This window comes from Streptomyces sp. NPDC015171 (assembly GCF_043079545.1).
Classification (GTDB): domain Bacteria; phylum Actinomycetota; class Actinomycetes; order Streptomycetales; family Streptomycetaceae; genus Streptomyces.
Genome location: NZ_JBIBUO010000013.1, coordinates 1 through 26,596 on the forward strand (window position 1 = coordinate 1; position 26,596 = coordinate 26,596).

At 70.7% G+C, this 26,596-nt stretch carries 19 protein-coding genes and 2 pseudogenes; 7 read left to right on the forward strand and 14 right to left on the reverse strand.

The window, feature by feature from the left end; genetic code table 11:
• From ACF073_RS29895 to uvrC, 12 genes and pseudogenes are all read right to left on the reverse strand, one after another.
• Positions 1-650 (reverse strand): annotated as a pseudogene (locus ACF073_RS29895) (glucose-6-phosphate isomerase); the annotation flags it as partial.
• 56 nt (positions 651-706) lie between these two features.
• Positions 707-1,901 (reverse strand): annotated as a pseudogene (locus tag ACF073_RS29900) (MFS transporter).
• A 198-nt stretch (positions 1,902-2,099) separates the two neighbouring features.
• Positions 2,100-2,435 (reverse strand): RNA polymerase-binding protein RbpA, encoded by a 336-nt coding sequence (locus ACF073_RS29905; RefSeq protein WP_003957010.1) that lies wholly within the window; start codon positions 2,433-2,435, stop codon positions 2,100-2,102.
• 244 nt (positions 2,436-2,679) lie between these two features.
• Positions 2,680-2,916, reverse strand: a complete 237-nt coding sequence (secG, locus tag ACF073_RS29910) for a preprotein translocase subunit SecG (RefSeq protein ID WP_392074524.1) — start codon at positions 2,914-2,916, stop codon at positions 2,680-2,682.
• A gap of 108 nt (positions 2,917-3,024) precedes the next feature.
• Positions 3,025-3,801 (reverse strand): triose-phosphate isomerase, encoded by a 777-nt coding sequence (gene tpiA, locus ACF073_RS29915; RefSeq protein ID WP_392074525.1) that lies wholly within the window; start codon positions 3,799-3,801, stop codon positions 3,025-3,027.
• 3 nt (positions 3,802-3,804) lie between these two features.
• Complete coding sequence (locus ACF073_RS29920) at positions 3,805-5,016, reverse strand: phosphoglycerate kinase (protein WP_392074526.1); 1,212 nt, start codon at positions 5,014-5,016, stop codon at positions 3,805-3,807.
• Positions 5,017-5,147: 131 nt separating this feature from the next.
• Positions 5,148-6,158 carry a type I glyceraldehyde-3-phosphate dehydrogenase gene (gene gap / locus ACF073_RS29925; RefSeq protein WP_392074527.1) on the reverse strand — a complete coding sequence of 337 codons (1,011 nt, stop codon included), beginning with the start codon at positions 6,156-6,158 and terminating at the stop codon, positions 5,148-5,150.
• A 298-nt stretch (positions 6,159-6,456) separates the two neighbouring features.
• Complete coding sequence (locus tag ACF073_RS29930) at positions 6,457-9,420, reverse strand: M14 family zinc carboxypeptidase (protein ID WP_392074528.1); 2,964 nt, start codon at positions 9,418-9,420, stop codon at positions 6,457-6,459.
• A 172-nt stretch (positions 9,421-9,592) separates the two neighbouring features.
• The gene (gene whiA / locus ACF073_RS29935; RefSeq protein ID WP_392074529.1) at positions 9,593-10,582 is read right to left on the reverse strand and encodes a DNA-binding protein WhiA; all 990 of its coding nucleotides are present in this window, start codon (positions 10,580-10,582) and stop codon (positions 9,593-9,595) included.
• Positions 10,573-11,640, reverse strand: a complete 1,068-nt coding sequence (gene yvcK / locus ACF073_RS29940; RefSeq protein ID WP_392074530.1) for a uridine diphosphate-N-acetylglucosamine-binding protein YvcK — start codon at positions 11,638-11,640, stop codon at positions 10,573-10,575. The genes whiA and yvcK overlap by 10 nt, the downstream gene beginning before the upstream one ends.
• Positions 11,637-12,659 carry an RNase adapter RapZ gene (gene rapZ / locus ACF073_RS29945; RefSeq protein WP_392074531.1) on the reverse strand — a complete coding sequence of 341 codons (1,023 nt, stop codon included), beginning with the start codon at positions 12,657-12,659 and terminating at the stop codon, positions 11,637-11,639. The genes yvcK and rapZ overlap by 4 nt, the downstream gene beginning before the upstream one ends.
• Positions 12,656-14,752 carry an excinuclease ABC subunit UvrC gene (uvrC, locus tag ACF073_RS29950; protein ID WP_392074532.1) on the reverse strand — a complete coding sequence of 699 codons (2,097 nt, stop codon included), beginning with the start codon at positions 14,750-14,752 and terminating at the stop codon, positions 12,656-12,658. Before uvrC ends, rapZ begins: the two co-directional genes overlap by 4 nt.
• Positions 14,753-15,420: 668 nt before the next feature.
• Here uvrC and ACF073_RS29955 point away from each other — a divergent pair.
• The gene (locus tag ACF073_RS29955; protein WP_392074533.1) at positions 15,421-16,368 is read left to right on the forward strand and encodes a hypothetical protein; all 948 of its coding nucleotides are present in this window, start codon (positions 15,421-15,423) and stop codon (positions 16,366-16,368) included.
• A 72-nt stretch (positions 16,369-16,440) separates the two neighbouring features.
• Here the strand turns inward: ACF073_RS29955 and ACF073_RS29960 are convergent, their stop codons facing one another.
• Positions 16,441-16,869 (reverse strand): Rieske 2Fe-2S domain-containing protein, encoded by a 429-nt coding sequence (locus tag ACF073_RS29960; RefSeq protein ID WP_392074534.1) that lies wholly within the window; start codon positions 16,867-16,869, stop codon positions 16,441-16,443.
• A 409-nt stretch (positions 16,870-17,278) separates the two neighbouring features.
• Here ACF073_RS29960 and ACF073_RS29965 point away from each other — a divergent pair, with 409 nt between their 5' ends.
• The gene (locus ACF073_RS29965) at positions 17,279-18,451 is read left to right on the forward strand and encodes a LacI family DNA-binding transcriptional regulator (protein ID WP_392074535.1); all 1,173 of its coding nucleotides are present in this window, start codon (positions 17,279-17,281) and stop codon (positions 18,449-18,451) included.
• Complete coding sequence (locus tag ACF073_RS29970; RefSeq protein ID WP_392074536.1) at positions 18,448-19,368, forward strand: carbohydrate kinase; 921 nt, start codon at positions 18,448-18,450, stop codon at positions 19,366-19,368. Before ACF073_RS29965 ends, ACF073_RS29970 begins: the two co-directional genes overlap by 4 nt.
• Positions 19,369-19,562: 194 nt before the next feature.
• On the opposite strand, the gene uvrA is transcribed toward ACF073_RS29970, so the two are convergent.
• Positions 19,563-22,631: an excinuclease ABC subunit UvrA gene (gene uvrA / locus ACF073_RS29975; RefSeq protein WP_392074537.1), complete on the reverse strand. Its 3,069-nt coding sequence runs from the start codon at positions 22,629-22,631 to the stop codon at positions 19,563-19,565.
• 223 nt (positions 22,632-22,854) lie between these two features.
• Here uvrA and ACF073_RS29980 point away from each other — a divergent pair, with 223 nt between their 5' ends.
• From ACF073_RS29980 to ACF073_RS29995, 4 genes are all read left to right on the forward strand, one after another.
• Positions 22,855-23,541 (forward strand): maleylpyruvate isomerase family mycothiol-dependent enzyme, encoded by a 687-nt coding sequence (locus tag ACF073_RS29980; protein WP_392074538.1) that lies wholly within the window; start codon positions 22,855-22,857, stop codon positions 23,539-23,541.
• A 69-nt stretch (positions 23,542-23,610) separates the two neighbouring features.
• Complete coding sequence (locus tag ACF073_RS29985; RefSeq protein ID WP_392074539.1) at positions 23,611-24,267, forward strand: MBL fold metallo-hydrolase; 657 nt, start codon at positions 23,611-23,613, stop codon at positions 24,265-24,267.
• A gap of 490 nt (positions 24,268-24,757) precedes the next feature.
• Complete coding sequence (locus ACF073_RS29990) at positions 24,758-25,642, forward strand: ABC transporter substrate-binding protein (RefSeq protein WP_392074540.1); 885 nt, start codon at positions 24,758-24,760, stop codon at positions 25,640-25,642.
• Entirely contained in the window at positions 25,639-26,568 is a 930-nt protein-coding gene (locus ACF073_RS29995; RefSeq protein WP_392074541.1) for an amino acid ABC transporter permease, read from the forward strand. The genes ACF073_RS29990 and ACF073_RS29995 overlap by 4 nt, the downstream gene beginning before the upstream one ends.
• Positions 26,569-26,596 lie beyond the last annotated feature (28 nt).

Here is a 26,596-nt window from a genome sequence, read left to right on the forward strand (position 1 = left end):
TCGATCGTGGTGAAGGTCTTGGACGCGACGATGAACAGGGTCTCCGCCGGATCCAGGTCCCGGGTCGCCTCATGCAGGTCGGCGCCGTCCACGTTGGAGACGAAGCGGACCGTGAGGTCGCGGTCGGTGAAGCTGCGCAGCACCTCGTAGGCCATCGCGGGGCCGAGGTCGGAGCCGCCGATACCGATGTTGACGACGTTGCGGATCCGCTTGCCGGTGTGGCCGGTCCACTCGCCCGAGCGGACCCGCTCGGCGAAACCGGCCATCTTGTCGAGCACGGCGTGCACCTTGGGCACGACGTTCTCGCCGTCGACCTCGACCACCGTGTCCCGCGCCGCGCGCAGCGCGGTGTGCAGCACGGCCCGGTCCTCGGTGACGTTGATCTTCTCACCGCGGAACATCGCGTCCCGCAGGCCGAAGACGTCCGTCGCCGCGGCCAGCTCGCGCAGCAGGCGCAGCGTCCCATCGGTGATCAGGTGCTTGCTGTAGTCGATGTACAGGTCGCCGACCTGGAGCGTGTACCCGGTGCCGCGTGCGGGGTCGGCGGTGAACAGATCCCTCAGACGGGTGTCAGCCAGCTCCTCCTTGTGCCGGGCGAGAGCGGTCCATTCGGGCGTCTGGTTGAGCCTGGTACGGCCGTCTGCGTTCATTTCCGACTTCAGCCTTCTTTCGGTACCTGTCCCGCTGCCGTTCCCAACCTAATTGATCAGGATGCGGGAGGAGCGGTCGTGACGCTGTCCTCGTGGGCAACACCGGATACGTCGGGCTTGCGCGCCGGTATCAACGAGGTGACCGCGAGGGCGAAGAGGGCGGCGGCCAGCAGGGCGGGCGCGTTGAGGCCGCAGAGCCGTGCCGTGGCGCCGCCCAGGAGGGCACCGAGCGGGGCACCGGACGTCGACGCGGTACGGAAGGCGGAGGCGACGCGGCCCAGCATGGACTCGGGGGCGCGCTGCTGCATCAGCGTGACCTGGTTGACGTTCCAGACCATGTTCATCGCGCCGAGCAGCAGCATGCCGGCGACTAGGGCGGCCAACTGCCGTACGCAGCCCATGAGCAGCAGCGATCCGGTCTGGACCGCGCCGCCGAGCAGCAGGGCCCCCACTCTTCCGGTGCGGCGCGCGATCCGCTGGGCGACGAAGCCCCCGGCGAGGCTGCCGGCCGAGTAGGCCGTCATCGCGGCCACGTATCCGGCGTTGCCCGCGTCGAGCCATCGGGTGACGTGCAGGACCAGCGTGGCGATCAGGGCGCCCATACCGATGTTGCACAGCAGCGTGGCCGTACAGACCGCGCGCAGCGCCCGGTCGCGCCACAGGACGCGCAGGCCCTCGCCGATCTCCGCGCGCAGCGTGCCGCCGGCCGGGCGCGGCTCCCGCTCGGGCGGCCGGGTCCGCAGGGACGCCACCAGCGCGGCGGCCACCAGATAGGTCCCGGCGTCGGCCGCGAACGGCATGAACGCGCCGGCCGTCAGCAGCAGCGGCACGAAGGGGCCCGCGAGCAGCCCGCCCGCCAGTTGCTGACCGGTCATCAGCCGGGCGTTCGCACTGCCCAGGGCCTCCCGCTTCACCAGGGAGGGCAGCAGGGCCGTGGAGGCGTTGTCGAAGAGCGTCTGAAGGGTGGTGAGCGCGAAGGCGAGGGCGAGCAGCAGCGGGATCGAGGAGTGTCCCAGGCCCACGACGAGGGCGAACCCGGCGACGAGCAGGCCCCGTACCGTGTCCACGGCCCACATCGCGCGCCGCTGGTCCACCCGGTCGGCCACGGCCCCGCCGAACAGCCCGAACAGCAGCCACGGCACATAGCCGCATGCGGTGACGGAGGGCGACGGCGAGCGGCTCGTCGGTGAGCCGCACGGCCAGCAGGGGCAGCGCGGCCGTACGCAACGCGTCTCCGAAGCGGGAGATCACCGCGGCCGTCCACAGCCGCCCGAACCCCCCGCGCCACGCGGGTGCTGCACCCACGCTCACCGCCTCGACCGTCGCCACGCGTCCCCCTCACGATTCGTCGATGCACAAACCGTAAAGGGCACCACTGACAACGGGCTGTCCGCGGCGGTGCGGAAGAGCTCCGGCCGGGCGCCCGCGGGCGCCCGGCCGGTGACATCTCTAGATCTCGCCCCGCAGTTTGGCGAGCGCCTCGGCGAGGATCGCCTCGCCGTCCGCGTCGCTGCGCCGCTCCCGGACGTACGCCAGGTGCGTCTTGTACGGCTCGGTGCGCGGCGGGTCCGGCGGGTTGTCCCGGTCCTGGCCGGCAGGGAAGCCGCAGCGCGGGCAGTCCCAGGTATCGGGAACCTGCGCGTCGCTGGCGAAGCTCGGCTGCGTCTCATGCCCGTTGGAGCACCAGAAGGAGATGCGCAGACGCGGCGCGGACTCGCCGCGCTCGGCCTCGCCCATCGGCCCCGCCCCGACCCGGCTTCCTCGGATCGCGTTGCCACTTGCCACGGTCGTAACTCCCTGCGTAATGGTGCCGCGAAGCGAGTCGGCGTTTCGTTTCGCTGCGAGCGCCTCAGTCTACGTAAGGCCCAACGCGCGTCCAGTGATTGGAGTTACCGGCCCCCACACCCAGACGCAAGCCCCATGATAGGCCGCGCTCAGGAGCACGTACCGAACATGGGGCTTTACGTGGGGAATATGCGGAATATGCGGGTTGTACGCCCGGTTTCGCTCTTCGCGCGTCAGCTCTGTGTCAGCTGTTGGTCTTCATCACGATGCCGAGCACGATGATGGACGCGAACCACAGCAGGCCGATCACGATCGTGATCCGGTCGAGGTTGCGCTCGGCGACCGAAGAACCGCCGACGGAGGACTGCATGCCGCCACCGAACATGTCGGAGAGGCCGCCGCCCTTCCCCTTGTGCATCAGCACCAGCAGCATCAGCAGCAGGCTGAAGACGATCAGGGCGATCGAGAACCCCAAAACCACGGCTGGACCAACTTCCTCGGATTCGGATGGACGACGGGGGCACAGCGCGTCGGCTGCGCCCCCGCAAGAGTACGACGTATCGCCGCTACCGCCTACTCACGGCGTCGGTCACTGATCGCGGAAGCGCACGATCTTGACGAACTCGTCGGCGTCCAGCGAGGCACCGCCGACCAGGGCGCCGTCGATGTCGGACTTCGCCATGATCTCGGCGACGTTGCCGGACTTCACGGAGCCGCCGTACTGGATGCGGACCTTGTCGGCGACGTCCTGGGAGTACAGCTCGGCGATCTTGCCACGGATGGCGGCGCAGACCTCCTGGGCGTCGTCGGCGCCGCAGACCTTGCCGGTGCCGATGGCCCACACGGGCTCGTAGGCGATCACGATCGTCTCGGCCTGCTCGGCGGGCAGGTCCTTCAGACCGCCCTCGACCTGGGCGAGGGTGTGGGAGACGTGGTTGCCCGCCTCGCGGACGTCCAGCTCCTCGCCGACGCACAGGATCGGGGTGAGACCGTGCTTGTAGGCGGCCTTCACCTTGGCGTTGACGATCTCGTCGGTCTCGTGGTGGTACTGCCGGCGCTCGGAGTGGCCGATCGCCACGTACGTGCACTTCAGCTTGGCCAGCATCGGGCCCGAGATCTCGCCGGTGTAGGCGCCGGAGTCATGCGCCGAGACGTCCTGGGCGCCGTACTTGATCTTGAGCTTGTCGCCGTCGACCAGGGTCTGCACGGAGCGCAGGTCGGTGAAGGGCGGCAGGACCGCGACCTCGACGGCGTCGTAGTCCTTGTCGGACAGGGCGAAGGCGAGCTTCTGGACGTGCGCGATGGCCTCGAGGTGGTTGAGGTTCATCTTCCAGTTGCCCGCCATCAGCGGCGTGCGGGTGCTCAAGGGTCAGTCCTCCAGTGCGGCGAGGCCGGGGAGCGTCTTGCCCTCGAGGTATTCGAGGGAGGCGCCGCCACCGGTCGAGATGTGGCCGAAGGCGTTCTCGTCGAAGCCGAGCAGACGCACGGCCGCGGCGGAGTCACCGCCGCCCACGACAGTGAAGCCCGGCGAGTCCAGCAGGGCCTGCGCGACGGCCTTGGTGCCGTTCGCGTAGTCGGGGTGTTCGAAGACGCCCATGGGACCGTTCCAGAAGACGGTCTCGGCGTCGGCGAGCTTCGAGGCGTAGAGCTCGCGGGTCTCGGGGCCGATGTCCAGACCCTCCTGGTCGGCCGGGATGGCGTCCGCGGCGACGACGGTGGGGTGGGCCGGGGCCTTGGTCTTCAGGTCCGGGAACTCCGGCGAGACGAGGACGTCGACGGGGAGCACCAGCTCCACGCCGTTCTTCTCGGCGCGCTCCATGTACTCCTTGACGACCGGGATCTGGTCCTCCTGCAGGAGGGAGATGCCGACCTCGTGGCCCTTGGCCTTGAGGAAGGTGTACGCCATGCCGCCGCCGATGAGCAGACGGTCGGCCTTGCCGAGCAGCTGGTCGATGACGGCGAGCTTGTCGGAGACCTTGGCGCCGCCGAGCGCGACGACGTAGGGGCGCTTGACGTCCTCGGTGAGCTTCTTCAGGACGCCGACCTCGGTGGCGATGAGGTCGCCCGCGGCGTGCGGAAGGCGCGCCGGGAGGTCGAAGACCGAGGCGTGCTTGCGGTGCACGGCACCGAAGCCGTCGCCCACGTAGACGTCTGCCAAAGCGGCGAGGGCGTCGGCGAACGCGCCGCGCTCCGCGTCGTCCTTGCTCGTCTCACCCGCGTTGAACCGGAGGTTCTCCAGCAGCGTGACCTCGCCGTTCGCCAGATCGGCGACGGTGGCCTTCGCGCTGTCACCGATCGTGTCGGTGGCGAACGAGACGTTCTTGCCCAGGATCTCGCCGAGCCGCTCCGCGACCGGGGCGAGGGAGAACTGCGGGTCCGGGGCGCCCTTGGGACGGCCCAGGTGGGAGGCGACGATCACCTTGGCACCCGCATCGGCGAGCTTGGCGATGGTCGGGGCAACAGCACGGATACGACCATCGTCGGTGATGGTGGTGCCGTCCAGCGGGACGTTGAGGTCGGCGCGGACGAAGACCCGCTTGCCTTCGACACCGTCCTGGATGAGTTCGTCGATCGTCTTCATGAATGGGGCTCCCGAGGGCTGATGGTGCTCCGTGATCGTAGTCATCGCTGTTCTGCACGCGAGGCAGGGCCCGGGCAGCGCGTCCCTGCGCTGCCCGGGCCCTGCCTCACTTCAAGATCGTGCTTCGACGATCAGAGCTGGCCGCCGACGAAGACCGTGAGGTCCACGAGGCGGTTGGAGTAGCCCCACTCGTTGTCGTACCAGCCGAGGATCTTCACCGAGTTGCCCTCCTGGACCATGGTCAGGGAGGAGTCGAAGGTGCAGGAGGCCGGGTCGCCGACGATGTCCGAGGAGACGATCTCGTCCTCGGTGTAGGTCAGGTAGCCCTTGAGGTCGCCGTCCTCGGAGGCCTTCTTGAACGCGGCGTTGACCTCGTCCTTGGTGACCTCGCGCTGGAGCTGCACGACGAGGTCGGTGGCGGAGCCGGTGGGAACCGGGACGCGCATGGCGATGCCGTCCAGCTTGCCCTTGAGCTGCGGGAGCACCAGCGCGGTGGCCTTCGCGGCACCGGTGGTGGTCGGGATGATGTTCTCGGCGGCGGCCCGGGCGCGGCGCAGGTCCTTGTGCGGGAAGTCCAGGATGCGCTGGTCGTTGGTGTACGCGTGCACCGTCGTCATCAGGCCGCGGACGATGCCGAAGTTCTCGTCCAGGACCTTCGCCATCGGCGCCACACAGTTGGTGGTGCAGGAGGCGTTGGAGATGACGTGGTCCTTCGCCGGGTCGTACTTGTCCTGGTTGACGCCCATCACGATGGTGATGTCCTCGTCCTTGGCCGGAGCCGAGATGAGGACCTTCTTGGCGCCGCCGGCGAGGTGCTTGGCCGCGTCCTCGCGCTTGGTGAAGATGCCGGTCGACTCGATGACGATGTCGACGCCCAGCTCGCCCCACGGGATGTCGGCCGGGTTGCGCTCGGACAGCACCTTGATGGTGTGGCCGTCGACGGTGATGGTGTCGGCGGTGTGGGTGACCTCCTGCTTGAGGCGACCCAGGATCGTGTCGTACTTGAGCAGGTGTGCGGTGGTCGCGGTGTCACCGAGGTCGTTGACAGCCACAATCTCGATGTCTGCACCCTGCTCCAGCAGCGCGCGGAAGTAGTTACGCCCGATGCGGCCGAAGCCGTTGATGCCTACGCGGATCGTCACGAACCGATCTCCTCGTTGGTACGCCGGCCATGCGGTGCCGGCGAGCTCTGTTTGGGATGTCCCCGACCACCACCGACCCTACCTCTCCGAGGCCCCCGAGGTGACATCGAGATGCCCCATACACGGGCAGGCGTTCCGTACCAGTCAGTAGGGGTACGGACCGCCCCGGATCGGCGGTGGATTCATCCGTATTTGTCATCGAATGCCGGGCACTTTTAACGCTGAATTCACTCGTTCGTGAGCGGGTCGGCTCACTTGATCAGCGGCCCCTTCGCGCACCGTTGAGAGGGGGCCGCGCTCACCTGTCGAGCGCGGTGAACGCCTTCCTCAACAGGGCCGCCCGGTCGGCCGCCGAGGGCACCTGTTCGAGGCCGAAGCCGAGCAGCACGGTGTCGTCCGTGGTGACCGCTCCATAGGTCTGGAACAGGGTCCCGGTGCGCGTCCAGTCCTTCAGTACCGCCGGGCTGCCCGCGGGCGGACCGGCCGCCTTCCAGGCGCCGAGTGACGACTCGAAGCCCTCGGTCTCCCGCGCCGCGCCGCCGGCCACCAGCGAGGCGTCGTCGGCGAGTACGCCGTGCCCGCCGCTTCCGGGGTCGGTGACATAGCTGATCGAGACCTCGACGGACTTCCCGGCATACGCGCTCAGGTCGAAGCGCACCTGCTGCCAGCCGGCGGAGCTGCCGGTGAGGCTGTTCCAGGAACCGGTGGTGCCGGTCGCGGTGCAGGCGTTGCCCGACAGCGTCAGGTAGTGCTTCAGCCAGGGGTGCTCGCCGATCAGGAACCCGGCCCCGCACTCGGCCGGCACGGCCGTCCGCGTGGCTCCCCCGGCCTCCGGCAGGGTCGTCCAGTCGTCGGCGCCCACGGTGTGCGCCTCGACCACCGCGTGGTCGTAGCCGGGCTCGGTGTCCCACAGCAGCCGGGTGCTCAGCTCCGGCTTGTCGGCCGCGGCGATACCGGTGAGGTCGATGGTGCGGGTGAGGCGCTTGTAGGCGTCGTCGGTGTGCACGGCGGCGGCCATCGAGGTGCCCGCGTACGGCCCGTAGGGGTTGACGGTCCCGGCGAACGCTCCCGCGCCCGCGCTCTTGAACTGCGGATACGTGGCGGCCGGCAGCTCGTCGGAGGTGGTGCCGTAGGTACCCGCCTTGTCGAGCGGGTTGGCGGGCGCGTCGCCGAGGGCGCCGGTGAAGCCGGCGAGCGCGCCGGAGCCGGTGAATCCGGTGGCCCCCTTGGTCGACGTACGGCTGTAGGCGCCGAGGTAGTACTGGCTGAAGTCGTCCGACAGGGTGCCGTCGCCGAGGTCGACGCTGCCGCCGGCCAGCTCGCCGGCCTCGATCAGCCGTCCGCCCTCGTTGAGGTAGGAGCGCAGCTGGAGCTGGGTGGCGTTGCCGGGGCCGTTCGCGCCGGAGTAGTGGACGACCGTGCGGAAGTGCCCGAGCACACCGAGCGCGTCGGGGGCGCCCTGGGCGGCCGTGTCCCAGACGAGGGCCCGGTGCCCGGCCGCCTTCACCGCGTCCGCGTACGCCCGTGCCTGTGCGGCGGCCGTGCCCTCCTCGGCGACCACGAGGGTGTCCGCCGCCGGCCGCTCGGCGACGGTGTAGGTGAAGTGGCTGCTGGAGACCTTCTTCCCGCTCCTGGTCTCGCCGGTGAACCACACCTCGACCTTGTCGCCCGGCTCGCCGTCCTGCACCGCGGCCCGGTACTCGTCGAAGTAGAGGTCGTCCTCGCCGCCGTAGGTCCGGCCGCCCTTCCAGTGCTTCAGCGCCTGGTCGAGCGTACGGCCGCCGTTGACCCGGTACTTCAGCTCCTTGTCCCGGATCGCCTTGCGGACGACGACCGAGACCTCCTGGTCAGCGCCCCGGGAGTACGACGTGCCGAACGCGGCCGGGGTGAAATCGGCGGCGCCCAGGCCGACCGAGGAGACCGGCTTGTCGGGGTGCGCCGCGGTCTCGGCGACGGAGAGCGCGAACGGGACGTTCTTGGCGAACTCCTGCTGGATCAGCTTCTCGTCATCGGGGAAGCTGAAGACCGACCGGCAGTCCTGGCTCTTCCAGGCGTCGTCCGGGTCGAGGTCCGACGCGGTCTCGCAGGTCGACATCTCCGGGGTGAACATCGCCATCCCGTTGACGTTCGACGCATGCCCGTCCGCCTCGCCGTTGGTGGTGTACAGCTCCGAGGAGACCTGCGAGCGGTAGCCGGGGATCGCCGGGTTGTCGGGCGTGCCGGCCAGCGCCTTGTAGAGGACGTCGTCGGGAGTCGGCGTGGCCACCTGCCAGCCGACGCCGTAGAGGAGGAGTTCGGCCGCCGAGTGGTAGTTGATGCCGTAGGCGAAGCCGACGCGCCGCTCGAAGTCGGCCAGGGCCTTCGTCTCGGGCTCGGAGGCGGGGCTCGCGCCGCGGTAGGTCTCGCTGGTGGGATTGGGGGACGAACCCTCGTCGTCGTAGCCCCACTTGTAGGGGAAGTTCCGGTTGAGGTCGACGCCGTCGCCCGTGCTGATGACGCCGTCGCCGTTGACGTCCCGCAGGTTCTTGCGCCACAGGCGGGTGCCGGCATTCCGGAACGTGTAGTCGTAGCCGTCGGGGTTGGCCGAGAGCACGAACCACAGCTCGGTCGAGTCGACGATCTTCTTGACGCGCCGGTCGGTCTTGTAGTGGTCCAGGTAGTAGTGCAGCAGCCGCCGGGTCATCTCCGGCGTGATCCATTCGCGCGCGTGCTGGTTGGACATGTACAGCACGGACGGCTTGGAGCCGTCCTTCGACGTCTTCGCGTTCCTGGTCAGCTTGAGCGCAAGGATGTCCTGGCCGTCGAGGGTCTTGCCGATCGACTCGACCTTGGTGACGCCGGGGTTGGCCCGGGCGGTACGGAGGATCTCCTCCTGGAGGCCGCCGCTTCCGCTGTACGGGCGGAACACGCCCTGGCCGGCGTCCTCCACCCGGGCCTCCGCCTTGGCCGTGAGGGTGCGCTCGGCAAGAGGGACGCCCTGCTTGCGCAGCTGCGCCGCCTGCTGGTCGGTGAGGTAGACCTCGACCTGGTTCCTGCCGCGCGCGGTCTCCTGCTCGCCGAGCTCATGGCCGTCCTGGCCGGCCTTGAGGAGCAGGGGAATCTGCTTCGGGGTGACCTCGGCACGGTAGACCTTGACCTCGGAGCCGTCGCCCGCGGACGACCTCGCCGGAGTCGCGACATGTGCCTGGGCTGTGGGTGCGAGGCTCGCTCCGCCGATCAGAAGCGCGCCGACAGCGAGGATCGATCTCGCTCTGTGTCTCATGAACCCCCCTGGAGGTGGTCCGCCACAGCGGCGAACAGGCTGCCAGGCTCATGTCACTCGATGATCGAGTCAAGGGCGCCTCACAGCCAGGCAAACACGCGTGGTACGGCTGCGGAAGTCCGGTGCCGACGGGACCAAGTTGCCGTCGGCACCGGAGAGTTGACCGGGAAGGTCAGCCGGCCAGGTTGTCGGCCAGGTCCTCGGAGAGGTTCGCCTCCGTACCCGGGATGCCCAGGTCGGAGGCCCGCTTGTCGGCCATCGCCAGCAGACGGCGGATACGGCCGGCGACCGCGTCCTTCGTCAGCGGCGGGTCGGCGAGCGCGCCCAGCTCCTCCAGGGAGGCCTGCTTGTGCTCCATCCGCAGCCGGCCGGCCGCGGCGAGGTGCTCGGGCACCTCCTCGCCCAGGATCTCCAGGGCGCGCTGGACGCGAGCACCGGCGGCCACCGCGGCACGGGCCGAGCGGCGCAGATTGGCGTCGTCGAAGTTGGCCAGCCGGTTGGCCGTGGCGCGCACCTCGCGGCGCATCCGGCGCTCCTCCCAGGCCAGCACGGACTCGTGCGCACCGAGCCGGGTGAGCAGGGCGCCGATCGCGTCACCGTCGCGGACGACCACCCGGTCCACCCCGCGCACCTCGCGGGCCTTCGCGGCGATCGACAGTCTGCGGGCCGCGCCGACCAGCGCGAGTGCCGCCTCCGGACCCGGGCAGGTCACCTCCAGGGAGGAGGAGCGGCCGGGCTCGGTCAGCGAGCCGTGCGCCAGGAAGGCACCGCGCCAGGCCGCCTCCGCGTCACAGGTGGCACCGGAGACCACCTGCGGGGGCAGGCCGCGGATCGGACGGCCCCGGCCGTCCACGAGACCCGTCTGCCGGGCCAGCTGGTCGCCGCCCGCGACGACCCGCACGACATACCGCGACCCGCGGCGCAGACCGCCGGGTGCCATCACGATCAGCTCGGAGCTGTGGCCGAAGATCTCCAGAATGTCCCGCTTGAGCCGGCGTGCCGCCATCGCGGTGTCCAGCTCCGCCTCGATCACAATGCGCCCGCTCACCAGGTGGAGGCCGCCGGCGAACCGCAGAATGGCGGAGACCTCCGCCTTCCTGCAGCAGGTCCGGGTGACGGGGAGCCGGGAGATCTCGTCCTTCACCGCTGCCGTCATCGCCATGGGCCGATCCTTCCATGCATCCGAAAAATACGGTCGTACGCGGCGGCCAACAGCTCCGGATCGTGCCGGGGTGATCCGTCGGTCCGGGCCACGGGCGCCAGCTCGACCGCGGCTCCCAGCCGCTTCGCGGCCTCGGTGAGCGAGTCGCGGTCGGGCACGGCTGCGTCGTCGGCCAGCACCACGTCCAGGGCGAGTTTAGGGGCGTGTCGCCCCAAAACCTCCAAATGACGCTGCGGGGAGAAGCCCTCGGTTTCTCCCGGTTGCGGCTCGAGGTTCAAGGAGAGCACCCGGCGGGCCTTGGTCTGGGTCAGCGCGTCCAGCAGTTCGGGGACGAGCAGATGCGGAATCACCGAGGAGAACCAGGAGCCGGGGCCGAGCACCACCCAGTCCGCGTCCAGGACCGCCGCCACCGCCTCGGGGACGGCGGGCGGGTCGTTGGGCACGAGATGCACCGACTGCACCTCACCGGGTGTCAGGGCGACGGTCGCCTGCCCGCGCACCGTGTCCACCTCGTCCGGGCGCTCCGGATCATGCCCCTTGACCAGGGCCTGCAGCTCCAGCGGCACGGCGGACATGGGCAGCACGCGGCCGTGTGCGCCCAGCAGTTTGCCGACCAGGTCCAGGGCCTGCACATGGTCGCCGAGCTGCTCCCACAGGGCGACGATGAGCACGTTGCCGACCGCGTGCTCGTGCAGATCGCCCTTGGACTGGAAGCGGTGCTGGATGACACGGGCCCAGGTCTGGCCCCACTCGTCGTCGCCGCACAGCGCGGCCAGCGCCTTGCGCAGGTCGCCGGGCGGCAGCACGCCCAGCTCGTCCCGGAGCCGGCCGCTGGAGCCGCCGTCGTCGGCCACGGTGACGACGGCGGTGAGATCGCCGGTGATCCGGCGCAGCGCGGCGAGCGACGCGGACAGGCCCATGCCGCCGCCGAGCGCGACCACCTTGGGCTGGGCGCCACGCCGGCGGGGCCTGCCCCCGCGGACCTCGGCCGGACGGCCGGCGCGCGCGTCCGGCACCATCCGGCGCAGCCTGCTCAGCCGCGGTGTACGTTCCGTCATTCCCGTCCCATGTCCCGGTGTACGACCACCGTCTCCACACCCTCGGCCGCGAGGCGCGCGGCGAGCTTCTCCGACATCGCGACCGAGCGGTGCTTGCCGCCGGTACAGCCGATGGCGATGGTCACATACCGCTTGCCCTCACGCCGGTACCCGGTCGCGATCAGCCGCAGCAGCTCGGCGTACCGGTCGAGGAACTCCTTGGCGCCCGGCTGGTTGAAGACGTACGCGGACACCTCGTCGTTGAGGCCGGTGTAGGGGCGCAGCTCCGGGACCCAGTGCGGGTTGGGCAGGAACCGCATGTCCGCGACGAGGTCGGCGTCGACCGGCAGGCCGTACTTGAAGCCGAAGGACATCACGGTGGCCCGCAGCTCGGGCTCCTCGTCGCCGGCGAACTGGGCGTCCATCTTGGCGCGCAGCTCGTGCACGTTGAGGCTGGAGGTGTCGATCACCAGGTCGGCGTCGCCACGCAGCTCGCGCAGCAGCTCCCGCTCGGCGGCGATGCCGTCCACGATGCGTCCGTCGCCCTGGAGCGGGTGCGGGCGGCGCACCGACTCGAAGCGGCGGACCAGGGCCTCGTCGGAGGACTCGAGGAAGACGATCCGCCGGGTGACGCCCCGGGTGTCCAGATCGGCGAGGGAATCGCGCAGGTTGTCGAAGAAGCGCCGGCCGCGCACGTCCACGACGACCGCGATCCGCGCCACGTTGCCCTGGGAGCGGGCGCCCAGCTCGACCATGGTGGGGATGAGGGCGGGCGGCAGGTTGTCCACGACGAACCAGCCGAGGTCCTCCAGACACTTCGCGGCCGTGGACCGGCCGGCTCCGGACATGCCGGAGATGATCACCAGCTCGGGGATGGCCACCTCCGCGGCCCCGGCTGTCTCGCTGCCCGTACTCACCTGTGCTCCGTCGTCCTGGCCCGTGTCCTGGGCGGTGTCCGCGTCCTGGCGGACCGCATCGTCGCCCGTGTCGCTGTGCGTCTGATCTCGCGGTGTCGTGGGCTGTGCCTCGTGCTCGCTCATGTCTCCTGCCCCCGTCGTTCGTCCAAGGTGCCCGCGGTCACGGGCTCCCCCGAGGAACCCCCCGTCGTGACGGGTTCCTCGTCCTCAATGATCTCTCCGGTCGCCGTGTTCACGGCGGGTGCGGCCGGGACCGCCCGGGCGAGGGCCACGGCGATGGTCTCGGCCGTCTTCCGGCCTATCCCTGGCACCTCCTGGATCTGTTCGATTGTGGCGGACCGCAGCTTCTTCACCGAGCCGAAATGCTTGATGAGCGCCTGTTTGCGGGTCTCGCCGAGGCCGGGGACCTCGTCCAGCGGGCCGGAGCGGAAGCGCTTGGCGCGCTTGGCGCGCTGATAGGTGATCGCGAAGCGGTGGGCCTCGTCACGGACGCGCTGGAGCAGGTAGAGGCCCTCGCTGCTGCGGGGCAGGACCACCGGGTCGTCGTCGCCGGGCACCCAGACCTCCTCCAGGCGCTTGGCGAGGCCGCAGACGGCGATGTCGTCGATGCCCAGCTCGTCCAGGGCCCGGCGGGCGGCCGCGACCTGCGGCTGACCGCCGTCGACCACGACCAGCTGGGGCGGGTAGGCGAACTTCCTGGGGCGGCCGTCGTCGTCCTTGAGGGCGTCGGTGATCACGTCCGTCCCGGTCAGCGCGCCGTCGCCGTCGCCGAGGGCGTCCTCGGCACCGGAGCCGTCGGACCACTCCCCCGTCCGCTCCTTCTCGGCGAGGTAGCGCTTGAAGCGGCGAGTGATCACCTCGTGCATGGAGCGGACGTCGTCCTGGCCGGCGAAGCCCTTGATCTGGAAGCGGCGGTACTCGCCCTTGCGCTGCAGCCCGTCCTCGAAGACGACCATGGAGGCCACCACGTCGTCGCCCTGGAGATGCGAGATGTCGTAGCACTCGATCCGCAGCGGGGCGCTGTCCAGGTCGAGGGCCTCGGCGATCTCCTCCAGCGCACGCGAGCGCGTGGTCAGGTCGGAGGCTCGCTTGGTCTTGTGCAGCGCGAGGGCCTGCTGGGCGTTGCGCTGCACGGTCTCCATGAGCGCCTTCTTGTCGCCGCGCTGCGGGATGCGCAGCGACACGTTCGACCCGCGGCGGCCGGTCAGCCAGTCCTGGGCCGGCTCGACCGGTTCGGGCAGGGCCGGGACCAGCACCTCCTTGGGGACCGCGTCCCCGCTCTCCTCCCCGTACAGCTGCTGCAGGGCGTGCTCGACCAGGGCACCCGTGGTGACCTCCTCGACCTTGTCCGTCACCCAGCCGCGCTGGCCGCGGACCCGGCCGCCGCGCACATGGAAGATCTGCACAGCCGCCTCCAGTTCGTCCTCGGCGACGGCGATGAGGTCGGCGTCGGTCGCGTCGGCGAGGACGACCGCGTTCTTCTCCATGGCCTTCTTCAGGGCCTCGATGTCGTCGCGCAGGCGGGCCGCCCGCTCGTACTCCATCTCCTCCGCCGCCTCCATCATCTGCTTCTCCAGGCGGCGGAGGTAGGTGCCGGTCCGGCCGGCCATGAAGTCGCAGAACTCCTCGGCCAGATCCCGGTGGTCCTCGGGGGTGATCCGGCCGACACAGGGCGCGGAGCACTTGCCGATGTAGCCGAGCAGGCAGGGGCGGCCGGTGCGGGCGGCGTTCTTGAAGACGCCGGCCGAGCAGGTGCGTACCGGGAACACCCGCAGCAGCAGGTCGACGGTGTCCCGGATGGCCCACGCGTGCCCGTACGGCCCGAAGTAGCGCACGCCCTTCTTCTTGTGACCGCGCATCACCTGGACCCGCGGAAACTGCTCGTTCATCGTGACCGCGAGGTAGGGGTAGCTCTTGTCGTCGCGGTACTTGACGTTGAACCGGGGGTCGTACTCCTTGATCCAGGAGTACTCCAGCTGCAGCGCCTCGACCTCCGTGGACACGACGGTCCACTCCACGGACGCGGCGGTGGTCACCATCGTCCGGGTGCGCGGGTGCAGGTTCGCCAGGTCCTGGAAGTAGTTCGCCAGGCGCTGGCGCAGGCTCTTCGCCTTTCCGACGTAGATCACCCGGCGGTGCTCGTCACGGAACCTGTACACCCCCGGAGTGTCCGGGATGTCTCCCGGCCTGGGGCGGTAGCTGGAGGGGTCGGCCATGTCTCACACCCTACTGGCGAGCACCGACACCGCGTCGGGCCTGTGGACAACGCCCGCTCCTGTACGGAGGCCGCCGTGGGCCGACCGCGTGCCGTGCGCCCCGCCGGCCGCTCAGCCCTCGCCCGGCCGCCGGCCGGCTCCGCCTCCGGGCGACCGTTCAGGGGCGTCGGTGCGCCCGGCGGGAGGCGTTCCAGCACGGACGGAACGGGCCGGTCGCACGCCCGGTCCCCTCGCACCACGGATCAGGATCTTACTCATGTTCTTACTTCTCCTCGGTGGTACGGGGGGCGGCCGTCCGGGGGTCTCGGTGTGCCCGGCGGACGTATCCCGGCGATGACGGCCGCCTGCCGCGCCGTGCCGGGGACGCTTCGCCCGCCGCCTCCCTTCCCCGGCGAGGTCCGGGGCCGGGGCCGCCGCGGTCCCTGCCGGCCCCGTCCGCCGCCCGCGGAACGACGAGGTCCGGCCAGTCGTCCGGAACGGCCGGGTCCGAGGTGTTGTCGGGTTCTGGTCAACACGCTTCAATGCGGGGGAACTCGGGGCCGTGCGCGGATGCGCACGGGCGCGGCGTGCCCTGTCACGGGCGCCCGCGGCGTCCACGGGGTGGCCCCGCACACCCGCACGAGCGGTCTGACCAGCCGTAGTGACACCTCACAGAAAGGCCCCTCGGCATGCGGCATGCCACAGAGCACGCGGACGTTCCCACCGCGGAACTGGACACGGCCCTGCGGGGCGGCCCCTTCCATGTGGCGCTGCGCGCCGCGATCGCCGCACGTGGACTGCCGCTCCAGCGCGTGCAGCACCATCTGTCACGCCACGGGGTCAAGGTGGGCGTCACCAGCCTGAGTTACTGGCAACAGGGCGCTCGCCGCCCGCAGCGCCCGGAGTCGCTGCGGGCCGTGCGGGCGCTGGAGGAGATCCTCCAGCTGCCGGACGAGTCACTGATCCGGCTGCTCGCCGAGTCCGCCGAGCCCACGCAGGCCGGCCGCGCCGCGGCCCGCTCCTACCGCTCCCTGGTCGAGGCATCGGGCGTCCTCGACCGGCTCACCGCCGACCTCGGCTGGTCCCTGGACGGCGGGCTGCAGACCCTGGGCCACCATGAATGCGTGCGGATCGGCGCCCGGCGGGAGCTGGTGAGCCGCGAGGCCCACCACATCGTGCGGGCCCATCGCGACGGCGTCGACCGCTTCGTCGCCGTCCACCACGGGGACCTGGGCTGCGACCCCAGCCGTATCACCGTGCGTGCCCTGGAGAACTGCCGCACCGGACGCCTCCGCTGGGACCAGGAGACCGGCGTCCTGGTGGCCGAGCTGCTCTTCGGCACCCGGCTGCGCTCGGGCGACACCTTCCTCTTCCGGTACGGCATCGAGGACGGCACCGCCGGGACGTCCCGCGAATATCTCCACCGGTTCGGCTACCCCGGCGGCCAGTACGCGCTCCAGGTGCGCTTCGACACGGACGCCCTGCCCATGCGCTGCCACCGCTTCGCCCAGCACTCGGCGGCTGCTCCGCGCAGCGGCCGGCAGGAGTTGTCCGTGACCGGCCCGCACCACTGCACCCACGTGGTCGAGCCGCGGATCCGGCCGGGCATCGTGGGTATCGCCTGGGACTGGGAGTGAGCGCCCTCTCACCCCGCGCTCGCCGGGCCGCGGCCCGGGCCCTGCGGCTGTTCCGGTCGGTCTGCCGTCCGGTCAGTCCGCCGGACCGGCGACGATCCTGCCGTTCGCGGCCTTCACCGCCAGCTCGGTCAGGGGCACGGTGGCCGGCGACTGGACCACCTTGCCTGTCACGGCGTCGAACTCACTGCCGTGGCAGGGGCAGATCAGGGTCGTCCCCTGCAGCTTGTTGATGGGGCACCCGGCGTGCGTACAGATCGTGCTGTACGCCTTCAGCGTGCCGTTCCGGTCACGGCTGACCACCACGTTGTGATCCCGGTAGAGCGTGGCCCCGCCCTTCTCGACCTCGTTCTCGGCACCGAGGTCGACGGGTGCGGTCGGGGCAGCCGCGGCCGACCCGCTTCCGCCCGGGGCTGAGCACGCGGCCAGGCCGAGCCCGGCGACCGGGGCCGCGGCGGCCCCTCGAAGGACGGTACGGCGGGTCGCGGAGGAGCGCGCGGGCATCTGGGTCTCCACTGGTCAAGGGGTGTGCACGGCGACGATACCGGGGCAGAGAGACCCGTCTCGCCGCGGGGCGGGGGAGGAGTCCGGGCGGCATCCGGCCGAGACGCTCGGGAGCGTGGAGGGGCGTGGAAGGGCTCGGTGCGGCTTGGAGGGGCTTCGAGGCGCTCGGTTGCGGGCTTGGAGGGCTGGAGGGGTCGGCGGGGCGTCCGTAAACGCTTACGTAAGCGTTTACGCGTAGGTGGGGTATGCGATAGCGTCCGTCCGCCGGAAGACGTCCGAGGAGTTCCGGTCGGCCGGGCGGAACGGTTGGCCTGATCGGCCGGACCGGCGGTGAATGCGGCCGGTCTCCGTTCATCGGCTCGCCGGTCGTCACCGCTCGTCGGCTGCTCGACTCAGGGAAGGGAGCGCGATGGCCACCATGGCGGATGTCGCGCGGAGCGCCGGAGTCTCCGTGGCGACCGTCTCCCACGTACTCAATGGCACCCGCCCCGTGCTCCCCCGCACACGCCAGGCCGTGCTCGACGCCGTCGACGCCCTCGGCTACACCCCCAACACGCTGGCCCGCTCCCTGGTGACCGCACGCACCCGCTCCATCGGCCTCGCGGTGTCGGCCATCAGCAACCCCTACTTCACGGAGATCCTCCAGGGCGTCGAGGCCGCAGCCCTGGAAGCCGGCTACAGCCTGCTCATCGCCGATCCGCACGACGACCCCCGGCACGAGCACAAGGTCGTGCGGCTCCTCCATGAGCGCCGGGTGGACGGCATGATCGTCGCCCCGTCCGCCGACCCCCGCGACCTCGTCGGCTATCTGCGTCGCCACGCGGTACCCACCGTGTTCCTGGACCGGCTCATCGACGCGCACCTGGCGGAGGGCCTCACGCCGGACGACCGTGCGGGGGGATCGCCGGCACGACCGGCCCACGGGGCCACGCGTGCCGCCGTCGCCGCTCCCCCGAGCGCGCCCTGCTTCGACCAGGTCTGTGCCGACAGCACCGCGCCGACGGCCCTGCTCGTCACCCACCTCGCGGGGCTGGGACACCGCCGGATCGGCCTGATCGCCGGTCTGCCCGGCCTCAGCACCACCGGTGAGCGCGTGGCCGGCTACCGGGAGGGCCTCGCAGCCGCCGGCCTGGGATTCGACGAACGTCTCCTCGTGTCCGGCAACTCCGAGTCCGCGGGTGCCGAGCAGGCCACGGCTGCCCTGCTGGGCCTGCCCGATCCGCCCACGGCACTCGTCACCGCCAACAACGCGATGACCATCGGCACCCTGCGCGCGCTGCGCCGGCACGGCCGGTCCGTGCCGGACGACATCGCCCTGTGCTGCTTCGACGACTTCGACTGGGCCGACCTGTTCTCGCCCCGCCTGACCGCCATCGCCCAGCCCAGCCGGGACATGGGCGCCCGGGCCGTCCAGGTACTCCTGGACCGGCTGGCCGAGCCCGGGCGCCCGGCCCGGACGGTCCGACTGCCCTGCGCTTTCGTCCATCGCACGTCGTGCGGCTGCCCGGAGGAACCGGGCCGCGCCGGAGCGGCCGGGCACACCGCATCATCCACGCTGTCCGAGAAGGGAACCGACTCGTGATCGTCGTCGCCGGTGAGGCACTGATCGACCTGGTACCGCAGGGCACCGGTGCCCTGGCCGGCCTGAAGCCGGCGCTCGGCGGCGGCCCGTACAACACCGCCGTGGCCCTCGGCCGGCTCGGCTCCCGCACCGCGTTCTGCTCCCGGACGTCGGGCGACGCCTTCGGCGAGGCCCTGCTCGACGGGCTGCGCGGCGCCGGGGTCGACGTCTCGGGCGTACAGCGGGGGCCCGAGCCGACGACCCTCGCCGTGGCCACGATCGACGCCGCCGGCTCGGCCGCCTACTCCTTCTATGTGGACGGCACCGCCGACCGACTGTTCAGCGCACCCGCCGCGCTCCCCTCCGGTACGCGCGCGGTGTCCTTCGGCACCTGCTCGCTCGTCCTGGAACCAGGAGCGAGCGCCTACGAGGAGCTGATGCGCACCGCTGCCGGGCAGGGGCTGTTCACCGCGCTCGACCCCAACATCCGGGCGGGACTGATTCCGGACGCGGATGCCTACCGGGCGCGTTTCAAGAGCTGGCTGCCCTCGGTGACGCTGCTGAAGCTGTCCACGGAGGACGCGGCCTGGCTCGGCGGCAGCCCGCGCGAGTGGCTGGCCGCGGGGCCGGCGGCCGTGGTGATCACGCGGGGCGGCGACGGTCTGACCGTGTTCACCCGGGACGGCGGAGAGCATTCCGTGCCCGGTGAGAAGGTCGACGTCGTGGACACCATCGGCGCCGGTGACACGGTGAACGCGGCCCTGCTGCACGGACTGGCCGCCCGGGACGCGCTGTCCGCGGAAGCGCTCGCCGCCCTCGGGACAGAGGGCTGGACACGGCTGCTGCTCTTCGCGGCACGGGCGGCGGCGATCACCTGCTCCCGGGCGGGGGCCGAGCCGCCCTACGCGGCGGAGCTGGATGACCCGTCCGCGCTCTGAGTGGTCTGTCTTCCCTGTGCTGTTGACAAGGTACTGCCGGGCCTGCGGTGTGCGGGGACCTGGCGGACCGCTGGACCGGGCCGGCTGATGATGGAACGAGCGGCGCCCCGCGGGGAGTTCCCGCGGGGCGCCGAATTCTTGCTGCGATGTCAGACGGGCCGGAGGGCGTGCCGTGCCGCCCTCCGGGGGCTGTCTCAGGCCGTGCGGGCCCGCGTGGTCTTCTTCGCGGGCGTCGCCTTCTTCGTGGCTGCGGCGGCCTTCTTCGCGGCCGCGGCCGTCTTCTTGGTGGCCGTGGCGGCCTTCTTGGTCGCGGTGTTGTTGGCCTTGGCCGTCACCGTCTTCTTCGTCGGCGACTTCGCCGCGGCCGTCTTCCGCGCCGTGGTGCCGCGCCGTGCCTTCACCGGCTCGGCGTCGCTGACGCGGTCGGCGCCGAGGATCTCCCGCAGGAACTTGCCCGTGTGGCTCGTCGAAACCCCGGCGACCTCCTCCGGCGTGCCCTCGGCGACCACCAGGCCACCGCCGGCGCCGCCCTCCGGACCCATGTCCACGATCCAGTCGGCGGTCTTGATCACGTCGAGGTTGTGCTCGATGACGATGACCGAGTTGCCCTTGTCGACCAGTCCGCCGAGGACCTTGAGCAGCTTGCTGATGTCCTCGAAGTGCAGACCGGTGGTCGGCTCGTCCAGGACGTAGACCGTACGTCCGGTGGATCGCTTCTGCAGTTCGCTGGCGAGCTTGACGCGCTGCGCCTCGCCACCGGAGAGGGTGGTGGCGGACTGACCGAGACGGACATAGCCGAGGCCGACGTCGTTCAGCGTCTTCAGGTGCCTGGAGATCGCCGGGACCGCCTCGAAGAAGTGCATGGCCTCCTCGATCGGCATGTTCAGCACCTCGGCGATGGACTTGCCCTTGTAGTGGACCTCCAGGGTCTCCCGGTTGTACCGGGCGCCGTGGCAGACCTCGCACGGGACGTAGACGTCCGGGAGGAAGTTCATCTCGATCTTGATCGTGCCGTCGCCCGCGCAGTTCTCGCAGCGACCGCCCTTGACGTTGAAGGAGAAGCGGCCGGGCAGGTAGCCCCGGACCTTCGCCTCGGTGGTCTCGGCGAACAGCTTGCGGATGTGGTCGAAGACACCGGTGTACGTCGCCGGGTTGGACCGCGGGGTGCGGCCGATCGGCGACTGGTCGACGTGCACGACCTTGTCCACCAGGTCGTCGCCGTCCACGCGCGTGTGGCGTCCGGGGACGTTCCGCGCGCCGTTCAGCTCGCGGGCCAGGTGCGTGTACAGGATGTCGTTGACCAGGGTCGACTTGCCGGAGCCGGAGACGCCTGTGACGGCCGTGAACACACCCAGCGGGAAGGACACGTCGATGTCCTGCAGGTTGTTCTCGCGGGCGCCGTGCACGGTGAGCTGGCGGGACGGGTCCCGGGGGCGCCGGATGTCCGGCAGCGGGATCGCCCGTCGGCCCGAGAGGTACGCGCCGGTCTGCGACTCGGTGTTGGCCAGCAGCTCCTTCAGGGAGCCGCTGTGCACGACCTTGCCGCCGTGCTCGCCGGCACCGGGGCCGATGTCGACGACCCAGTCGGCGACCTTGATGGTGTCCTCGTCGTGCTCGACGACGATGAGCGTGTTGCCCATGTCGCGCAGGCGGATCAGGGTCTCGATCAGACGGTGGTTGTCCCGCTGGTGCAGACCGATGGACGGCTCGTCCAGGACGTACAGGACGCCGACGAGGCCGGAGCCGATCTGGGTGGCCAGGCGGATGCGCTGGGCCTCTCCGCCGGAGAGGGTGCCGGCCGCGCGGTTCAGCGAGAGGTAGTCGAGGCCGACGTCGACCAGGAAGCGCAGCCGCTCGTTGACCTCCTTCAGGACCCGCTCGGCGATCTTCTTGTCGCGGTCGTTCAGCTTCAGTTCGCCCAGGAAGTCCGCGCAGTCGCTGATCGACATCGCGGCGACCTCGGCGATCGACTTCTCCATGATCGTGACCGCGAGGACGATCGGCTTCAGGCGCGTGCCCTCGCAGGAGGGGCAGGGCACCTCGCGCATGTAGCCCTCGAAGCGCTCGCGGCTGGCGTCGCTCTCGGCCTCGCTGTGCCGGCGCTTGACGAAGGGCACCGCGCCCTCGAAGGGGGTGGTGTAGACGCGCTCGCGGCCGTACCGGTTGCGGTAGCGCACCTCGATCTGGGTCTTGTGGCCCTGGAGCAGGGCCTTCCTGGCCCGCTGCGGCAGGCCCGCGAAGGGGATGTCCGTACGGAAGCCGAGGGCGTCCGCGAGGGCACCGATGAGCCGGCCGAAGTAGTCCTTAGTGTGCCCGTGCGACCAGGGGTGGATGGCGCCCTCGTCCAGGGACTTGTCCTCGTCCGGGACGATCAGTTCCGGGTCGACCTCCATGCGCGTGCCGATGCCGGTGCACTCGGGGCAGGCGCCGAAGGGAGAGTTGAAGGAGAAGGAACGGGGCTCCAGCTCCTCGAAGGACAGGTCGTCGTACGGGCAGTACAGGTGCTCCGAGTACATGCGCTCGCGCTCGGGGTCGTCCTCGGGGAGATCCACGAAGTCGAGCACGACCATGCCGCCGGACAGGCCGAGGGCGGTCTCCACGGAGTCGGTGAGCCGGCGCTTGGCGGAGTCCTTCACCGTGAGGCGGTCGATGACCACCTCGATGGTGTGCTTCTCCTGCTTCTTCAGCGTGGGCGGCTCGGACAGCTGGATGGTCTCGCCGTCCACTCGCGCGCGGGAGTAGCCCTTGGTCTGGAGGTCCGCGAAGAGATCGACGAACTCACCCTTGCGCTCGCGCACCAGCGGGGACAGCACCTGGAAGCGGCTTCCCTCCGGCAGCTCCAGCACCCTGTCCACGATGGCCTGGGGCGACTGGCGCGAGATCGGGCGGCCGCACTGGGGGCAGTGCGGCTTGCCGATCCGCGCGAAGAGCAGACGCAGGTAGTCGTAGACCTCGGTGATCGTGCCGACCGTCGAGCGGGGGTTGCGCGAGGTCGACTTCTGGTCGATCGAGACGGCCGGGGAAAGGCCCTCGATGAAGTCGACGTCGGGCTTGTCCATCTGGCCGAGGAACTGCCGCGCGTACGAGGAGAGCGACTCCACGTAACGGCGCTGCCCCTCGGCGAAGATCGTGTCGAAGGCCAGGGAGGACTTGCCCGACCCGGACAGGCCCGTGAAGACGATGAGCGAGTCACGAGGCAGGTCGAGCGAGACATTTTTGAGGTTGTGCTCGCGCGCGCCACGGACGATGAGACGGTCGGCCACGCCGGTCCGCACCTTTCTTGAGAGAAGTCACAGAGGCAGGCCCCTGTGCTTCTTCAGACTAGGGGGAGCCACTGACAACGCCGGTCGGATTGCCCGGTTGCATAACAACCCCCGGCTCTCCAGCATGCCCGACTCCGCTCCCGACGATATAGCACGTGCATTCGATTTGCGGACGCGGTCCATCGCCTTCACCCGAAGGTGTGACGGGACTAGGGTCGGCGCCATGATGGATCACGCTCATGACCTGGCCTGTGTACGTGAAGCGACCGATCGGCTCCTCACCGCGGTCGCCAAAATGGACAACGCTTCGCTGGCCGAGCCGTCACGGCTTCCGGGCTGGAGCCGCGGGCACGTCCTCGCTCACCTCGCCCGGAACGCGGACGCGCTCGTGAACGTCCTCCAGGGCCGTCCCATGTACGCGAGCGCCGAGGTACGCGACTCCGACATCGACCGCGACGCCCCACGGCCCCTGGAGGCCCAGGTCGCCGACGTCCGGGAGAGCGCGGCCGGCTTCCAGGCGGCCGGGGACGCGCCTGCGGACTGGACGCGCACGGTGGAGCTGCGCAACGGGGTCACCGACTCCGCGTCCCGGGTGCCGTTCCGCCGGTGGGCGGAGGTCGAGCTGCACCACGTCGATCTCGGGGCCGGGTACGAGCTGGAGGATCTCCCGGCGGAGTTCGTGGAGCGGGAGACCGCCTTCCTCGCGGACCGGTTCTCCGGGCACCCCGACGTCCCGGCGACCCGTCTCACCGACGGCACGCGCGCGTGGAGCACCGGACGGGCGGCCGAAGAGCCCGAGGTCACGGTCACCGGGCGACCGGCGGACCTGCTGGGCTGGCTCGCCGGACGCCGGGACGGGGCGGCGCTGGAGGTGCGCGGCGGGGCACTGCCGAAACTGCCTCCGCTGTAGGACGGCGACCGTCCGCGGGCTCGCCGCTGCGGCCGTACACCAGGGCTCCCCGGCGATAGGCTGGCCGTCATGACGTACTCCGGAGAGGTCAAGGTCGGCGGGCCTGCGGATGTCCACGAGCTGAAAGACCTGATGATCACCAAGATCGCGGTCGGCCCGATGGACAACAACGCCTATCTGCTGCGCTGCCGGGCCACCGACGAGCAGCTCCTGATCGACGCCGCGAGCGAGGCGGAGACGCTCGTCGCCATGATCGGTGACGACGGCATCGCGTCCGTCGTCACCACACATCAGCACGGCGACCACTGGCAGGCGCTCGGCGAGGTCGTCGCGGCCACGGGCGCGCGTACGTACGCCGGCCGCGACGACGCCGCCGACATCCCGGTGCCCACCGACGTCCTCGTCGACGACGGCGATGTCATCAGGGTGGGCCAGGTGGAGCTCACCGCGCGCCATCTGGTCGGGCACACGCCCGGGTCGATCGCGCTGGTCTACGACGACCCGCACGGCCACCCGCACGTCTTCACCGGCGACTGCCTGTTCCCGGGCGGCGTCGGCAACACGCGCAAGGACCCGAAGGCGTTCGCCAGCCTGATCCACGACGTGGAGACGAAGATCTTCGACGTGCTGCCGGACGAGACGTGGGTCTACCCGGGACACGGCGACGACACCACGCTGGGCGCCGAACGGCCGCATCTGCCGGAGTGGCACGCGCGCGGGTGGTGAGCGGACTCCCGGGGGCTCGGGGAGCGTGCGTACGGCCTCGTACGCACGCCGGGGAGTGCCGTTCGGACTACCGCGCCTCGCGGCAAGCACACCGGCGCTGAGCAAGCATCGTGCGCCGGAGCACGCGTCGTACGTGCGCTCCTCGCACGCGCGTTGCGCACGCGCCGGGCGCGCACCACAACGCCCGCCCGGCCCGTACCACCTTCGTGCGCGCCCCGTGTGAATCCTTCGCACGCATCGAGCCCCCGTGCGCACTCCCGGAGAACGGGCGCCCGCAGTCAACTGGTAGGAGCCCCGCACAGGATGACGGCTCCTGCGCGGTAGGGGCCGCCGGTCTCCAACCCCGCCCTCGGCCGGCGGCCCAGGCTGCGGGCACGCGCGCGTGGCCTGCGAACGACCGTGTTCACACGGCCGCAACACCCGTTCCCAGCATGCGGACAGCGACCGCTGTGACCTGGACAGACGCGGCGTTCACTGCCACTCTCCCGCCATGCACCCTGCCCCTCGCGCCCTGCGCCGCGCGGTCACCGCCGCCACCGTAGCCCTGCTCGCCACCGCTGTCGGCTGCGCTCCGCAGCCAGAGGAGAAGGCCTCGACCGGCCCCTCCGGGTCGGCCGCGAAGAGCTGCGCCAAGGGCCGACTCGCCACCGAGACGTCCGGGAAGCTGACGATCGCGACGGACGAACCGGCGTACGAGCCCTGGTTCAAGGACGGCAAGCCCGCCGACGGCAAGGGCTTCGAGTCGGCGGTCGCCTATGCCGTGGCCAAGCAGCTGGGGTACGAGAAGAGCGCGGTCGTCTGGCAGAGCGTGCCGTTCAACAAGGCGTTCGCGCCGGGGGCGAAGACCTTCGACTTCGACATCAACCAGGTGTCGATCAGTGCCGAGCGCAAGAAGGCCGTGGACTTCTCCTCCGGCTACTACGACGTGCGCCAGGCGGTCATCGCGCTGAAGGGCGGCAAGGCCGCTGGGGCAACGAGCATCGCGGATCTGAAGAAGCTGAAGCTGGGCGCCCAGGTGGGCACCACGAGCCTCGACTACATCACCGACGTCGTGAAGCCCTCCCAGGACCCGGCCGTCTACGCCAAGAACGACCAGGCCAAGTCCGCGCTGAAGAACGGTCAGGTCGACGCCGTCGTCACCGACCTGCCGACCGCCTTCTACATCACCGCGGCCGAGGTGACGAACGCGAAGATCGTCGGCCAGTTCGAGAACCAGGGCGGCACGCCCGAGCAGTTCGGGCTCGTACTGGACAAGGGCAGCGCGCTGACCCCCTGCGTGACCGGTGCCGTCGACGCCCTGCGCAAGGACGGCACGCTGGCCCGGATCGAGAAGCAGTGGCTCTCGGACGCCGTCGACGCCCCGGTGCTCAAGTGACCCTCACCAAGGGCGACTCGGCCCCGGAGGGGGCGGAGGACCCGAATGCCGGGACCGGCGGCCCCGGTGTCCCGGGCGACGGCTACGTGCCCTCCGAGCGGCGGCTGGCGCGCGAACGCTTCAAGCGCGCGCGGGCCCGCCGCGCCACGGCCGTCGCCGCCCTGTCGACCCTCGCCACGGCGGCTGTGCTCTACCTCGTCGTCGTCGGCGCACCGGGCTGGCCGCGCACCAAGGAGACGTTCTTCAGCGCGCACTACGCGCGCGAGGCGTTCCCGAAGGTCCTCGAAGGGCTGTGGCTGAACATCCGTCTGCTGCTGGTCTGTGGTGCGGCCGTCCTGGTCCTCGGCATGCTGATCGCCGTCGCGCGGACCCTGCGCGGGCCGGTCTTCTTCCCGCTGCGGGTGCTGGCGGCGGCGTACACCGACTTCTTCCGCGGCCTGCCGCTGATCATCAACCTGATGATCGTGGTCCTGGGCGTGCCGGCGCTGCGGCTGCAGGGGGTGACGGTCGATCCGGTACTGCTCGGCGGCACGGCGCTGACGCTGACGTACTCGGCGTACGTGGCCGAGGTGTTCCGGGCCGGCATCGAGTCCGTCCACCCCTCGCAGCGCGCGGCGGCACGCTCGCTGGGCCTCACCAACCGGCAGGCCCTGCGGTACGTCGTCCTGCCGCAGGCGGTGCGCCGCCAGGTGCCGCCGCTGCTCAACGACCTGGTGTCGCTGCAGAAGGACACCGGTCTGGTGTCCATCGGAGGCGCGGTGGACGCCGTACGCGCGGCCGACATCATCGTGGGCCGCAGTCTGAACTACACGCCGTACATCGTCGCGGGGCTGGTGTTCGTGGCGCTGACCATCCCGATGACCCGGTTCACCGACTGGGTGACGGCACGGATGGACCGGCAGCGGGCCCAGGGCGGGTCCCTGTGAGGGGCTGGGGAGGATCTCTGTGAGCACG